Source organism: Latilactobacillus sakei, from assembly GCA_002953655.1.
Lineage (GTDB): Bacteria > Bacillota > Bacilli > Lactobacillales > Lactobacillaceae > Latilactobacillus > Latilactobacillus sakei_A.
In genome coordinates this window covers 281,565-296,565 of the sequence record CP025839.1, presented here as the reverse complement: position 1 = coordinate 296,565, position 15,001 = coordinate 281,565, and the positions used below count along the sequence as shown (strand labels likewise).

16 protein-coding genes are annotated in these 15,001 nt (G+C 40.1%); 6 read left to right on the top strand and 10 right to left on the bottom strand.

All coding sequences use genetic code 11. From position 1 onward, the window contains the following. Positions 1–139: 139 nt before the first annotated feature. The 3 genes from C0213_01300 (at position 140) to C0213_01290 (ending at position 2,949) form a co-directional block, all read left to right on the top strand. Positions 140–673 carry a PadR family transcriptional regulator gene (locus C0213_01300; GenBank protein AUX11135.1) on the top strand — a complete coding sequence of 178 codons (534 nt, stop codon included), beginning with the start codon at positions 140–142 and terminating at the stop codon, positions 671–673. Between the two features lie 236 nt (positions 674–909). Next, complete coding sequence (locus C0213_01295; GenBank protein AUX12785.1) at positions 910–2,439, top strand: glycine/betaine ABC transporter; 1,530 nt, start codon at positions 910–912, stop codon at positions 2,437–2,439. A 42-nt stretch (positions 2,440–2,481) separates the two neighbouring features. Beyond that, positions 2,482–2,949, top strand: a complete 468-nt coding sequence (locus tag C0213_01290; protein AUX11134.1) for a DUF2798 domain-containing protein — start codon at positions 2,482–2,484, stop codon at positions 2,947–2,949. Between the two features lie 123 nt (positions 2,950–3,072). Here the strand turns inward: C0213_01290 and C0213_01285 are convergent, their stop codons facing one another. The 4 genes from C0213_01285 to C0213_01270 form a co-directional block, all read right to left on the bottom strand. Next, on the bottom strand, positions 3,073–4,059 hold the full coding sequence (locus C0213_01285) for an L-glyceraldehyde 3-phosphate reductase (GenBank protein ID AUX11133.1): 987 nt from the start codon (positions 4,057–4,059) through the stop codon (positions 3,073–3,075). Positions 4,060–4,175: 116 nt separating this feature from the next. Continuing rightward, positions 4,176–5,111 (bottom strand): ribonucleoside hydrolase, encoded by a 936-nt coding sequence (gene rihB / locus C0213_01280; GenBank protein ID AUX11132.1) that lies wholly within the window; start codon positions 5,109–5,111, stop codon positions 4,176–4,178. A gap of 191 nt (positions 5,112–5,302) precedes the next feature. Then, positions 5,303–5,866, bottom strand: a complete 564-nt coding sequence (efp, locus tag C0213_01275) for an elongation factor P (protein ID AUX11131.1) — start codon at positions 5,864–5,866, stop codon at positions 5,303–5,305. An 86-nt stretch (positions 5,867–5,952) separates the two neighbouring features. Beyond that, a complete protein-coding gene (locus tag C0213_01270; protein AUX11130.1) occupies positions 5,953–6,741 on the bottom strand; it encodes a hypothetical protein in 789 nt (262 codons plus the stop codon). A gap of 152 nt (positions 6,742–6,893) precedes the next feature. Here C0213_01270 and C0213_01265 point away from each other — a divergent pair, with 152 nt between their 5' ends. Further along, positions 6,894–7,958, top strand: coding sequence for a hypothetical protein (locus C0213_01265; protein ID AUX11129.1), 1,065 nt, complete (start codon positions 6,894–6,896; stop codon positions 7,956–7,958). Between the two features lie 13 nt (positions 7,959–7,971). Here the strand turns inward: C0213_01265 and C0213_01260 are convergent, their stop codons facing one another. The 6 genes from C0213_01260 to C0213_01235 all read right to left on the bottom strand — a co-directional run bounded on the left by C0213_01260 (position 7,972) and on the right by C0213_01235 (position 13,700). Further along, a complete protein-coding gene (locus tag C0213_01260) occupies positions 7,972–8,712 on the bottom strand; it encodes a class I SAM-dependent methyltransferase (protein ID AUX11128.1) in 741 nt (246 codons plus the stop codon). 109 nt (positions 8,713–8,821) lie between these two features. Further along, a complete protein-coding gene (locus C0213_01255; protein AUX11127.1) occupies positions 8,822–9,256 on the bottom strand; it encodes a universal stress protein UspA in 435 nt (144 codons plus the stop codon). A gap of 17 nt (positions 9,257–9,273) precedes the next feature. Then, positions 9,274–10,848 carry a divalent metal cation transporter gene (locus C0213_01250; protein AUX11126.1) on the bottom strand — a complete coding sequence of 525 codons (1,575 nt, stop codon included), beginning with the start codon at positions 10,846–10,848 and terminating at the stop codon, positions 9,274–9,276. A gap of 154 nt (positions 10,849–11,002) precedes the next feature. Beyond that, a complete protein-coding gene (locus tag C0213_01245; protein ID AUX11125.1) occupies positions 11,003–11,578 on the bottom strand; it encodes a hypothetical protein in 576 nt (191 codons plus the stop codon). Between the two features lie 88 nt (positions 11,579–11,666). Continuing rightward, positions 11,667–12,338, bottom strand: coding sequence for a DUF1275 domain-containing protein (locus C0213_01240; protein ID AUX11124.1), 672 nt, complete (start codon positions 12,336–12,338; stop codon positions 11,667–11,669). Positions 12,339–12,545: 207 nt separating this feature from the next. Beyond that, complete coding sequence (locus C0213_01235) at positions 12,546–13,700, bottom strand: hypothetical protein (protein ID AUX11123.1); 1,155 nt, start codon at positions 13,698–13,700, stop codon at positions 12,546–12,548. 309 nt (positions 13,701–14,009) lie between these two features. Here C0213_01235 and C0213_01230 point away from each other — a divergent pair, with 309 nt between their 5' ends. Together C0213_01230 and C0213_01225 are read left to right on the top strand one after the other, a co-directional pair. Next, complete coding sequence (locus tag C0213_01230; GenBank protein AUX11122.1) at positions 14,010–14,462, top strand: MarR family transcriptional regulator; 453 nt, start codon at positions 14,010–14,012, stop codon at positions 14,460–14,462. 21 nt (positions 14,463–14,483) lie between these two features. Further along, the gene (locus C0213_01225) at positions 14,484–14,996 is read left to right on the top strand and encodes a GNAT family N-acetyltransferase (GenBank protein ID AUX11121.1); all 513 of its coding nucleotides are present in this window, start codon (positions 14,484–14,486) and stop codon (positions 14,994–14,996) included. Positions 14,997–15,001: the final 5 nt, after the last annotated feature.

Below are 15,001 nucleotides of genomic sequence, written 5' to 3'. Positions count from 1 at the left end.
CCAATTCAGCTATCCTATACCAAACTACTTCGAAATTCAATTAAAAAGACTTACAAAAAGTAACTATATTCTAATGGCAACCATCTCCCCTGCCTATGCTATACTTTAACTAAGATTTCGCTTAGAAAGGAACTTCTATATGGCACAGAAAAATATTCTCCAGTACTTACTCCTCGGACTATTAAATCAGGCGCCCAAAACTGGATACGACCTTAAACGCGTTTTTGAAAATGAAATTGGTGAATTTTGGCAAGCCAAGCACAGCCAAATCTATCCCGAACTAAAGCGCCTCGAAACCGAAAAATTAATTACCCATATCGAACTCATTTCTGGCACTAAACTCAAGAAGAAACAATATACAATTACCGCTAGTGGCGTTAGTTATTTTAATGAATGGCGTTATTCACCCACTAGTGAGATTCTTGCTAGCAAAGATGAATTCATCCTCAAACTTTATTTTATCGAATCAAAAGATGATCAACATCTGCCCGCTATGTTTGCGGAACAAACAACCCTACACACCGATAAACTAACCCACCTATTGGCGCGCAAAGCGCTCGTCTTTCCTAATCAAGCAGCGGTCACTGCCAATTATGGCCATTATTTAATTTTAGAGCATGCCATCAATCGTGAACAAGATTACTTAAAGTGGCTCGCCACCGCCGACCTTTAATCTTTTAATCTCCCCTTAACAAATCTCAGATAAGTGCTATGCTATAAGAAGAAGTAAATCAAGTTAGGCTGTTTTTTCATTTGTATACGTTATAATAACGCGCTTGTACAGGTGGTCAGTTGACCAATTGTATGGGCGCTTTTTATTTTGAAATAAACAACTTAGACTTTAACAAACACAGGAGGAACATTATTTTAAAGCGTAAGAATGTTGATAAAGTCGTCTTTATCCCCACGATGTTATTGTTCGGGATTGTCTCCGCATTTTTAATGTTAGGAGGTGACACACTCCAGCACTCTATTTCGCAATTATTGGACATGATGACGTCCCATTCCCAATGGCTCTACATAGGTATTTACATTATTAATTTCATCTTTTTAATTTGGTTGGGCTGTAGTCACTACGGCCGGATTCGCTTAGGCCAACCTAATGAAAAACCGGAATATAACGATTTTCAATGGGGCAGCATGGTTTTTGCCACTGGGATTGATGCCAGCATCTTAATGCTCAGCACCACCGATCCACTCCAATACTTACAAAATCCACCATTTGGCGCTAAGCCTTTTTCTACAGCGGCTTATCACTACGCCAACGTCTGCGGTCAATTCAACTGGGGACCAATGGCCTGGATGATTTTTGCCACCGCCACAATTGCGATTGGCTATGCACTCTATGTTAAGAATTTACGTGTTCAACGCTTGAGTGCCGCCATCGATTTACTAGAAGGCCCTCAAACCTATAAAAAGGTTATCCGCCAACTCATCGATTTTATTGTCGTCTTCGGGATTATGGGCGGAATCGGCTCTTCAATCGGAATGGAAATCCCCGTTATCTCTAAAGTCCTCAGTACCATGACTGGTTTTTCAGATACTATCTGGTTAAAATTGGCGTTGTTCGTTGTTTTATTCGTGCTCTTTACTTTAACCGTCTACGCTGGGTTAAATAAGGGGATTAAAAAACTAAGCGCTTGGCACATTTACACCGCTATTGGCTTTTTATTACTTGTTTTGTTAATCGGTCCAACTCGCCACTTAATCGGTGCTGAGGGGCACAATCTTTTCCGTTTATTTGATAAATTTGGTCGTCTTAGTTTAAATGCGACTGGTTCGGACAGCCATTTTGCCCAACACGAAATGCTCTTTTATTGGGGCTGGTGGCTATCTTACATGCCTGTGATGGGCTTGTTCATCGCCCGCATCTCTCGTGGCCGGACTATTCGCCAAGTGCTACTGGGAATGGCGACTTATGGGGCGCTTAGTTGTATGAGCTTTTACGCCATCCTTGGCGGCTATGCCCTCTTCTTACAAAGTTCGGGCCAAGTCGATCTTGTTACTTTATTGAATACACAAGGCCAAGCTGCCGTCATTGCTGCGGTCATTACCACGCTTCCTTGGAAGATTGTCATGCTCGCGATTTTCTGCTTATCTTGTTTCATTTTCTTAGCCACGACCATTTCATCATCAGCCTTCATCGTTTCATCATTTACCAGTCTTGAATTGAAGATTGGCGAACAACCTAACCGATGGAATCGGATGGCTTGGGTGGTCATTTTCATTCTATTTTCACTAGGCATTGTCCTTGTCGGTAGTTTTCAAACAGTTCAAGCAGTTTGTGTAATCGCAGGCTTCCCACTGATTTTCGTCTGTGCATTACTCCTGGTTTCGATTTTCCATGCCGTTAAGAATGGCGAAGAACCCCTCCCTGTAGAAAAAGAAGAAATTTCTCATTTTCTGAAAAAAAGACTTACACCGAAATTTTTTATGTGATACGGTTATATTTGTTAACTTTTCAGAAAGAAGGAATTTAAGATGCCAACCAATAAAAAAGAAGGTATTATTTTTACGACATTAATGTGTTTTTGCATGGTACTTGGAATGAGTATCTATAACTTAATCCTCCACGATAGCCTCTCATGGGGCGCTTTATTCACCGGCTTAATCCCTGGCTTCATCGTCGCTTTCATCCTCGATGTTTTCATCGTTGGGGCAATCGCCAAAAAAATTGCTTTTAGTTTACCACTCAATAAGGACAATAAATTAGTCATGATTTTGACGATTTCATGTTTGATGATTCTTGGCATGGTTACATGTATGTCACTTTTCGGTATTCTTATCGAAGGTGGCATCCCTGCACACTTAGGTAGCGTCTACCGTCATACTTGGTTAATGAACGTTATCGTCGCTTTACCATTACAATTAATCATCGTAGGACCTTTCTCACGTGCGATTCTTGGTAAAATCCAAGCAAACGCAGCAACTGCAGAAACAGCTGAATAAAAAAAAAAGTGTGCTTGAAACGGTTTGACGAGTGCCGCTAAGCGCAGAAGTCAGTTTCAATAAGCACATTTGGATATCAAAAAGGCGTTAGGGCCAAATTATATTTGCCCTAACGCCTTTTTTCTATTTTAATACCTTTTGAATGGCCGCTAATTCTTCAGGTGCAAACGTCAAGTTATCTAACGCATGTACACTATCTTGAAGTTGACTCAATCTAGAAGCACCCACCAAGACACTGGCAACGGTTGGTTGTTGCAAGTTCCAAGCAAGCGCCATTTCAGCCAATGATTGACCACGTTGTTGCGCAATTTTATTCAGTTCTTGAACGGTACTGATTGTTTGATCAACCTTTTCAGGTGATAAGAATGGACTATCTGGACGGGCAGCGCGTGAATCCGCTGGAATCCCATTTAAATAGCGATTCGTCAACATGCCTTGGGCTAATGGACTAAACGTAATTGCCCCTAACCCTTCTTCGGCCAACACATCAGTTAAGCCATCCTCAATCCACCGATCCAACATATTGTAACGGGGTTGATGAATAATAAATGGTGTGCCCAGTTCTCTGAAAATCTTAGTAATTGCTTTTGTTTGTTCGGCAGAATAATTGGAAATGCCGATATATAAAGCTTTCCCTTGATGGACTAATAGATCCAACGCCCGCGCTGTTTCTTCAATCGGTGTCTCAGGATCTGGTCGATGACTGTAAAAAATATCGACATAATCTAATTGCATCCGTTGCAATGATTGGTCACAACTAGCGATTAAATTCTTCTTTGAGCCCCATTCACCATAAGGTCCCGGCCACATATAATAACCTGCTTTGGACGAAATAATCATTTCATCCCGATATTGCTTTAAGTCTGAGTGCAAAATTCGCCCGAAGTTTTCTTCCGCACTACCAGCTGGTGGGCCATAATTATTCGCTAAATCAAAATGCGTAATGCCCATGTCAAAAGCCCCAAAAATAATTTCTTTTTGAGTCGCCACTTTATCTGTTTCACCAAAGTTATGCCATAACCCTAATGAAATTGCAGGTAATTTCAGCCCTGAATGGCCGACACGCCGGTAGATCATATCATCATACCGCGTTCTCTTTGCGTTATACATGCTTAAACGCCCTCTTTATCTGTGTTTTTGCAACCGGTTACAACTGATAGTATACCATTTTTTATTGAAATAAAAAAACACTACCTATTTGATTAGGTAATGTTTTTAGTCTTTCGTTAGCCAATCGTTCGCAATGCGTCTTCAACTAGACCCCAAAATTTAGCGTGGTCTAATTTAACAGCGACTGATGTTTGGCAGTCTTCAGGGATTGGATAACTGAAATCAGCGACGGTCATCCCGCGCGTCAATGTTCCGTTGAGTTCAATATCAACTGGGACTTTTTTAATGGTCATGACGGTCGGATCAATCACATAGGCCACCGCACATGGATCATGAACTGGAGGGGCATCGAAGTTTTGTCCCTTCTTATACATATCGCGGAAGAAAGCTAATAAATCGACAACAAATGCCGACGTTTCAGTATGAATGTCCTTAATTTCTGACACAATATCAGGTGTCGCTAAGGCTTGATGGGTTAAATCTAAACCAACCATTGTCACTTGCCACCCCGCATTGAAGACAATTTTAGCAGCTTCAGGATCAAATTTAATATTAAATTCGGCTACAGCACTCGCATTGGCTTCATGATAACCGCCACCCATTAAAACTACTTCTTTAACACGGTCGATAATCTGAGGTTCTTTACGCGCGGCCATCGCAATATTCGTTAAAGCCCCGGTTGGGACCAAAGTAATCGTTTTAGCTGGATGACTCATGATTAAATCGATAATTAAATCGACTGCGTGTATTTTTTCAAGTTCGACAGTTGGTTTTGGTAAAACAACACCATCAAGGCCAGATTCACCATGAATATCTGCCGCGACCTTAATTTCTTCAATTAGGGGACGTGAACACCCCGCAGCAATTGGCACATCATGCATACCAATCATGGTTGCCACCGCTAATGCATTACGGGTTACCTTAGTTAACGTTTGATTAGCAGCAACTGTTGTAACGGCTAGCAAATCGATTTCAGGATTTCCGTGAGCAAGCATCATTGCGACTGCGTCATCATGCCCAGGATCACAATCGAGAATTATTTTCTTCGTCATTATTAATACCTCCACTTTAAATAACTATCGTGTACATTATCACTATAATGTTGAAGCGCTTACTTGTCAAACATTCATTGGGTTCATGTTGAATATTAATTCTACAGAATTTTTAATTAATAACATTTTTTTAGATATAAAAAGTAGCTTATCAGAATTGATAAGCTACTTCAAATTAATATTAAGATAAATTATTTTGCTGCACGTTTAACGTATGTGCCTTCTTGGGTGTTAATTTCTAAGACTTCATCAGCACTGATGAAATCAGGCACACTAACCACTAAGCCCGTTTCCATTGTTGCTGGTTTACCAGAACCTGTAACTGTTGCCCCTTTAATAGAAGGTTGTGTTTCAACAACGCGTAAGTTAACAGTTGTTGGTAACGTAACACCGATGACTTCTGAACCGAAGAATTGAATCTTGCAGTTCATGTTTTCTAATAAATATTTCAATTCAGCTTCGATTGCATCGGTTTGAATTTCATATTGTTCGTAAGTTTCGAGATCCATGAAGAACGCAACATTGTCTTGTGTATAAAGATATTGAACATCTTTTGTATCGATCATTGCTTGTTCAACTTTAACTTCTGGACGCATTGTTGTTTCAACAATTGAACCAGTCCGTAAGTCACGCAATTTCACACGCATAACAGTATTCCCTTTACCTGGTTTGTGGTGATTTGCTTCTAAAACTTTAATTAATTTGCCGTCTTGTTCAAACGTCATACCTGCTCTAAGATTTACTGCTTCAATCATAATGTTAATCTCCTTTGTTGGAAAAGTACTCATCTATAACTTTACCAAATGAAAGCCGTTTAATCTAGCTAATCTGGTGGTTTAATTTACTCAATATCTAATTTTTGAACAGTTTCACTTGATTTTGGTGTGTAATGCTGATACATCTTCGTCACTGGCACCGTTGGTAGGCCCTTTTGACTTAGATAAATCGTTGGTTTTAAATATTTTTTGTTAGCCGGTTGTTTTAACTGATAAGTTTCAATTTTCAACGGATTTTTAATTCGCCCTTGATCTTGGCCATTAAATTGGACTTTTGAAAGTGGTAGACTGATTGTCGCTTGAGCCACTTTAAAATAAGCACGGTCTTGTTGACTCCCTAAATATTGAACTGATTGCTGGTCTGCCTTTTGGTAGAAGCGATTAATCTGTTTCATACTATGTTGATCGACCAGTTTCACAACTGTTGGATCAGATTTGAATAGATTTAAACCGTCTAAATCACCCCGAACACTTTGAGCGCTCATCATTAACCAAACAATCACGACGATACTAATAAAATAAACAATGTGTAAACTCAAACTGCTAGCAGCGTGGGATAAATTAAAAGTATAGCGATCTTCAAGTTCCTTATCCATCACTTGCCGTTTAATCTGCAAAGCAATTAATTTATACGAAACGTACCAGATTATTAACGCCACTACTGTTGAGCTTAGCGCCATCAAGATTGTTTTATTGAGGATTTCAGAATCGGTCATTAGCGGATTAAAACCGCTTACGATTTTGGCCGTTATCCCACCGAGAATAAGAATAATAATCATTTGTAAAACGAAAAACCGAGTTCTAATACTTTTACTGATTGCATTGGGTGTCACCGATACGGTTTGTTTCTTCATACGTGTTTCCTCCCTTATTAACCTATCTATATTTTAGCATAATCCCCCACTCAAAGGCGCTAAAAGTCAACGCCATAAATTAAAGAAAGCACTTTCCTTCTCTGCTTCTTTTCAATATGATACGCTTAAACTAATCAAATGGAGGTGTTTCTATGTTATATCCAGATAGTTTAACGCAGTTACTTACAGATTCAAGTCAGCCTGTTGTTTCATTATTCATTAACTTAGATACAGGTGGTCAAGCACTTAGCGCCAACAAAATTAAACTGAATAGTTATGCTAAACAGATTCGTGACCAACTACTTGCCGATCATCCCGATCAAGATGCGCTTTTAAAACAAGTTGAAGCGTGTTTATCGATTGCTCCTCAAGAATTAGCCCACGTGCAATCCATTGCCTTTTATATCACTGCGAACAGATGCTACCATCTCATTTTGCATTATCCAATCAATGTTGAATACTTTACGATTGATACCCAACCTGACCTACGACCACTTAGTTCTGAGTTGGCCCTCAGTTTAAATGGTACGATTTTAAACCTCAACAAAACCAGTTTTAGCCTTAAAACAATCCAACAAAACGTGATTCGCGACTATCCCTTACCAGCTGATGCGCCCACTACAATCGAAGCGGGAATTGGAACTGACCGCAAAGGTGAAGTGGTCCAAGGCTTCTCAAGTCCCACTCACAGTTATGTGGTCAAGGATAATGAACAACTCATCGATCAAACCAACTATTTCCGCGTGATTGATCGGTATCTCACTGAACTACTACCGCAAAAAGCCCCAATTTATGTGGTGACTTTGCCAGGTAATCTGAATCTTTTCAAAGAACTCGCAACAAACGTTAATTACCGATTGGACCAAACAATTCAAACTTCACCGGAATCATTGACAGATGATGAATTACTAGCAACCTTACTAAAAGACGGCCGCCAAAGCCTCCGCCAAGAAGCCCTGGCCTTAGCAGAACGGGCAACTAACACTTATCACAGCGATCTTGAATTAGGGAATCCCGATATTATCTTATCGCGGATTAACAACCGGCAATTGACCGCCCTGATTGTCCCAACTGCACTAACGCCATCCCCAACCATTAGCGCTGATCAGATACCAGTTCTCAACAGCTTACTGATTGCCGCCGTTAAAACCGGCCTTGCACTCTATCCTGTACCGGTCGAAAACCTGCCAACTGGCTTAATTGCGCTTGGCTTCTAATCAATGGCTCCCTTTACACGTGCCAGTATAACAGCGTATATTCAAGCGTTGTCGTACTGGCACGTGTTTTTTGATTGGCAAATAGCTGGTCCAAATAAGCCTTTAGCAATGCTTGCGGCAGTTCTGCATAATAAGCTGCTAAAAATGCCCGGTCGAAAGTCTCGGTTGTTTGATATTGAAACCTTTGTTGTCGAACTTGATAGCCACCACTTGTTAACAGCTTGACCACAGCTGGGATAATCGTGGGTTCGATATTGGGGTTTTCTTCAGCAATCCCAAAGTGTTGTTCCAGCGGTGCAAATAAATCATCGCTATTTTGCGTTAGCCGTAAAAAGCCACACCACTGCCGACTTTTTTGCGTAATTGCAAGCAAGGTTTCGTCCGCCGTGACGGCCGGATTAAGTGCCATCCAGACTAAATCATAACTTTGCTTGGGTGTTTGTTGGCAAAAATCGGCAACTGATTGTTGTTGATAAGTCACTGGACGCGGCTCTGATAGCGCTTGGTTTTCCACCTGTGCATAACGCAACATCTGTGCTGAGATATCCACAATTGTGTATTGTTGACTATTTTGGGCAAGTGTTGGCAGATAACGCCCGCTACCGCCGCCTAAATCGACAACCGAATTCGTGGGCAACAAGCACCGCTCTTTTAAAAACTTTTCAATATCAGCCACGATTGGTACTTGCGATTCCTTTTGAATTTGATAGTATTCCGCCGCAAAATCATCCCAAAATTCAACCACTTCATCCATGCGCTTATCCCACTTCCTTCTATAATAATGCATTTAGCTTACCATAATTAGTACGAAAAAGGCGTTGAGACCATGTTACTTTGTCCCAACGCCTTTTCAACGTGTTCTGTTAACGCACCACCAATACTGGTACCGGTGCATATTTAGCCATATAGGCTGCTTGGCTCCCAAAATATTTTGCGATGCCTTCTTTGGCTTTTGAGCCGATAATCAATAAATCGGGTTGGACCTTTGGAATCACTTCTTTAATGATCACCTCACCTGGTTCACCTTCAGCGATTACTGCTCGGACCCTTTTAACCCCTTCGGTCCGTGCCTGTTCTTGATACTCTAAAACGTGCTTTTCTAACTCGTTATATTGCCCATGGATATAATCTTTATTCAAGGCTTGATAGACGTTTAGCGCATCATTTTCTAGCACCGACACAATCACTAATTCTAAATCGTCCTTAACAGCCCGTTTAATTGCGTATTCAAAGGCTAATAGCGCATCCGTTGAATCATCCACGCCGACTAATACCCGTCGCATATTTAAAATTGACATCTCAATCCCTCCTCGAGTTATTCTGCAGCTTGAGCCGCGAGTTGCTGTTCAAATCGTTGATTGCCTTTATACAATTCAACTACCATCCAAACGAGCAGTGCTAAAACTGCAGCAATTAAAACATAGGCGATCTTATCCGCTAACGCTAATTGCGCTACGGTCGCCTGATCTCCGAAAAAGGCTTCAATTTGACTGGGTAAACCAAGCATATTGAGGTAAGTTAATCCGATTACAGATAACCAGCCCAATACGCGGATTACAAGTGTATTTTTGAACCGTTCGCCCATTTCGACCCGACTATCGGTAAACATCAAGAGCGGTAGCATCGAAAATGGTAGGGCAAAGGCTAAGAAAACTTGGGAATTATTCATCAATGTATTCAGCGCTTGATGTTCTTCTAATGGTGGTTTATTGCTGGTCATCATGACACAGATTAATACGGGAATCACAGATAACAAGCGTGTCACTAACCGCCGTAACCAAAGCGGCATCCGTAAGTGAACAAAACCTTCCATAATCACTTGACCGGTTAGGGTCCCCGTAATGGTTGAATTTTGACCAGATGCTAGTAAAGCTACCGCAAACAATGTTGATAAAATCCCGGTCCGCGCCACGCTCGCTAGAATTCCGTTACTCATTGTAGACGTGTCAGATAAAGCTTCAAATAAGCCGAAGAATGACGGATCTTTGACCGCACCCGTTTTGAAGACGGCAACTCCCATGATTAACAAGAGTGCATTCACGAAAAAGGCCATCGTCAATTGAATATTTGAATCCCACGTTGAAAAACGGACGGTTTGTGCAATTTGTTCTTCATTATTGCGGTCAATTTTCCGCGTTTGTGAAATAGCAGAATGTAAATAGAGATTATGTGGCATCACAGTCGCACCAATAATCCCTAGCGCACCTGATAGTGGCGATAACCCACCGACGTTAGGCGTCGTTGCGAATGTTTTAGCAGTTGGTACTAACCCAACAATTACCCCTGCCCAATCAGGATTCGATAAAGCAACTTCATAAGCAAAGACCACAAAAATCACGACGATTAACGCTACCACAATTGCTTCAATTTTTCTAAAACCAACTTTTGTTAATAATAATAATAGCATGACATCTAAAATCGTAATAAAGACCGCAATCACTAGTGGGATGTTAAACAGTAAGTACAGGGCAATCGCCGCCCCAATCACTTCGGCAATATCGGTCGCCATAATGGCCAATTCTGTTAAAACCCATAATACAATTCCCAATGATTTACTGGTTCTGGCCCTGATTGCTTGTGCCAAGTCCATTTGAGTTACAATGCCTAACTTAGCCGCCATATATTGTAACAACATCGCGATTAAACTAGACACCAAAATCACGGACATCAATAAGTATTGGAAACTCTGACCACCTGTAATTGAGGTCGACCAGTTACCTGGATCCATATACCCGACTGCCACTAACGCTCCTGGTCCTGAATAGGCTAATAACGTTTTCCAAAATGTTTTGCCCTCAGGTACTTCAACTGTTCCATTAATTTCTTCTAAAGATGGCCCATTAGCATATTCAATCAATTTATGCTTTTTGGGTCCCTTAACTTTATTCATCACACACACTCCCTTTGTTTATTCTTTGTAACACGTTTATTGTACACCGATTTAATCGAATGTAAATAAAAAGTTAGTAATGCCTAACTTTTTATTACGCTTAACCACATAAAAAAAGCAACCTCCGCTAAAGGAAGTTGCTTTTTGCTAATTTTTAATCATCTAACTCAGTATCGACTACTTCACCAGTCATTGCATCAATCTTCACTTGCATCACACGGTGCTTCTGATGTCCTTCAATTTCCCAATAAACAATACCATCATCTTTTTCAAGTGTCGCTTCCAAGACATCGCCATCAAAGTAGTGTTGGGCTTTTTTCTGAGCGGCTTCAAGCGTCATTAACGATTTGAAATCAACCCGCTCTTTTTGACGAGCCACACCGTTTTGTTCATCGGTATCTAGCGGTTCTTTCGTTAAATGACTGATATCACCAGTTTGACTATCGATCTGCATTGCTAGTTCTTCAGTATCGCTCAAACCGGTTAAACGATAAACCGTTTTGTTCAATTGCTTTTTTAACTGTAACTCGGAGATATCCGCATTGGGATATTGCTGTTTAAACAACTCCCGTGCTTTTTCAAGACTTACTTTAGGGCGGAGCTGTGTTGACGCTTTTTGCTTAACCGTTGTCGCCTTTTTGGTTGAAGTCGTTGGTTTAGCTTGTTGATTTGCACAACCTACTAACAACGCAATGGTTAATAAGCCGATAAGTAGGGGGGATTTTTTCATAATAAAACCTCACTTTACTTTAGTATACTTAATTATAACATTTTACTAATCAAAAAAGCGGTTTGTCACCTCGTGACAAACCACTTGATTAGATTTTTTTATGCGGGTTAACCTGTAAAATTAATAAGGTTACCAGTAAAAAGACGGCTGATAAAATAATCGTTCGTTCACCCAATAGTGAGACACAAAGACCGGTCATTACTGCGCCTAATGTAAAGCTAATGATGATTCTTAGAATTTCCCAAGCTTTCTCAAGCGCCTGGGCATTCTTTTTAAAAATGCCATCGTATAAACTTTCTGCGAGTGTCCGGACGTTCCCAGTCATCATCAATGAGGTGAATGGTCCCCCGTTTAATTCCCGGAATTCTTGTAATTGTGCGGCAGCAATCATCGAAACCGACGCGCTCGCTAACAAATCAGGAATATATGGTGATACCCCAGCAATCACCGTCAAAACAGCAATTTCAACCCCTAAAATCAGTCGTTGCCGTTTATTAATTGAATCAGCTTCCTTGAAGTGATGTTGCACAACCCGCGTTAAAATCGTGCCTAGCATGAAGGCCAAGATGGGCGTAATATGCTGAATTAATACTGACCATTTCAATTGCCCAATATGCGTCCCCAATAAGATTAAGTTCCCCGTCTGTAGGCCAGCAAAAACTTGTCCGTGCACTAAAAAGGTATAGGAGTCAAAGCCTCCTGCAGCAGCTAATAAGCCACCGTATAGTACTTTGTCACTTGTTGCCATTTTATCTGTCATGAATTCGTTCGACTCCTCAAATTAACTATAAGTATTAACTCTATCTGAAAATATAAAGACCGTCTACTACTTCATTCAAATTTGTAAAACAAAAACGCTCTCAATGAGAAGTCTCTCAAAAAGCCGATGTCTCACGTGAAACATTCTTCCCACAAAATAAAAAAGAATGACTTCCAGTATTGGAAATCATCCTTTTAAAAGCTTAGTTTATTTGTGAATATAGGTTAATGATCTTGCATTCGATACTGTTTGTGTATTAGGGCCTGCAGGGCTGCCAAAACCTAATCCACCTTGTGAAATTGTAACGGTATTCTTGTCAGCATCGTACGATTGAACATAAGCGACATGTCCGTATGAAGGGTCAGCTGACCATGAACCAACTTTTTGACCAGCAGCAAAACTAATAATGGTCCCAGCAGCTGGATTATGATCAACGGTGAAACCAGCGGCTGCAGCCGAAGCGCCCCATTGATTGCCGTTACCCCAATTATTACCAGCCCATGGTGCAACAGCCTTAACGTACCAAGTACATTGGCCCCACGCATAGGCATTGCCAGCTGAGCTGGTTGCTTTTTTACCTTCACCAACAGAACTATCGGTTCCTTTTTCGCCTTCGGCAGTTGAGGCAGCTAATTCCTTAAGTTCTTTTTCGGTTTCTGCTTTATTTGCTTTATCATAATCTGCTTTTAAAGCCGTTAATGCTTTTTTATTATCATTAATTTTCTTAGTTAAATCATTTTGATTTTGAGTTGCCTTATCTTTTAAAGCTAATAAATCTGTTTTTTGCTTCTCTAAATCAGTTTTATCAGCTTCAAGTTTAGCCTTTGCTTTTTCCTGATTATCTTTCAAGTCGGTTAATTTTGCTTTAGATTCATTAACATCGGCCAATGCTTCTTGGCTGGCTTGATTTAATTTATTAACCGTAAAAGTCCGAGCCACTAAATCGGTTAAATTATCTGAATTTAAAATAAAATCCACATAAACATTCCCACTAACAGCATCGCCACTTGTTTTTTGAAGTGAAATTAATTGGCCTTCCAAAACAGTGGTCCGTTTAGCGACCTCTTCCTTAGCCGCAGTAATCTTAGTTGAAAGATTGTTAATTTCATCTGTTGCTTCTTTAATCGCAGCCTCTTGAGTTGCAATTTTGGCAGAATTATCTTTAATTTCTTGATCTAGCTTAATACCTTCTTCATTGGCAGCGGCAATCTGTTTTAATAATGCTTTGGTATTATCTTGATTTTTTTGTATGGCTTCTTTAGCGACTGCAGACGAACTCGCAAACACTGGATGCGTTGAAGTTATTGTAACCCCTACCAACCCAACTGTCACTGCACTAATAATCGATTTTTTAAATGTCATTTTATTTTCTCCTATTATTTAAGCCTATTGTCTAATTATACCCATATTATCTATTATTTTGCGCCATTTTAAGATCATACACCCTAACTTGGTCTAACAAAATTAGATTGTTTACAATATTACCTATTTTTATTATAGCCCATTCACTAAAAAAAATCTCGCTTTTTTGCTACTAAATTTAACTAAAAAAACAAAATTCAGCTTTTTTATTTTACCATTAAATGCTCAAATTACAATTCGATTTGAATTATGTTGCATTTGCAACATAATTGTTTTATACTACATTTTATAATATTGGAGGTTCTTATCTTGGTAGATATTCTTAGACCAATTGGCATTATCGCCCGTTCCTTAGATTCAATTGCTAATATCGAATTTAAAAAATATGATTTAACCCGTGGCCAGTATCTCTATCTTGTCCGTATCGCGGAAAATCCAGGGATTATTCAAGAACGCCTTATCGAATTAATCAAGGTCGACCGCGCAACTGTCACCCGTGCTATTCAAAAATTAAGCCGGGCCGGGCTCATTACCCGCCAAGCTGACGAAAACAATCTCAAAATCAAACATCTTTATTTAACCCCCGCCGGCCAAGCGATCTACCCCGAAATTAAACGGGAGAACGATTATTCCAATCAGGTAGCGCTACAAGGACTAACAACAGCGGAAACCCAAGTATTACACGAACTGTTAACCAAAGTTAGCGCCAATGTTGCCGCCGACTGGGAACAAGTCAAAAAAGGCCAACAGCGGCCCTATTAAAAAATATAAAGGAGCTTTACTATGTCAATTGAAAAAGTCACTCTAGACCAACTTAAAGCATTACAAACCATCAGTATTCAAACCTTCACCGACACTTTCGGTGCTGACAATTCAAAACAGGATTTAGCTGATTATTTAGAATCTGCCTACAATGATCTACAACTTACTTCAGAAATTACTAATCCTAATTCGGCTTTCTACTTCATTAAACACAATGACGATATTGCTGGTTACCTTAAATTAAACAGTAACGACGCTCAAACTGAAAAATCTGCGCCAGATTCACTGGAAGTTGAACGTATCTATATTCTACCAACTTTTAAACGACTGGGCCTGGGCACGCAACTCATCGAATATGCGATTAAAACAGCTCAAGACATGCATAAAGCCCATATTTGGCTCGGTGTTTGGGAACACAATACTGGCGCACTTGCCTTTTATACCAAGTTAGGCTTCAAGCAAATTGGTGATCATATCTTCCAACTCGGTGATGACGCGCAACGCGATTTGATTATGCAAAAAGCGTTAAAATAATCATT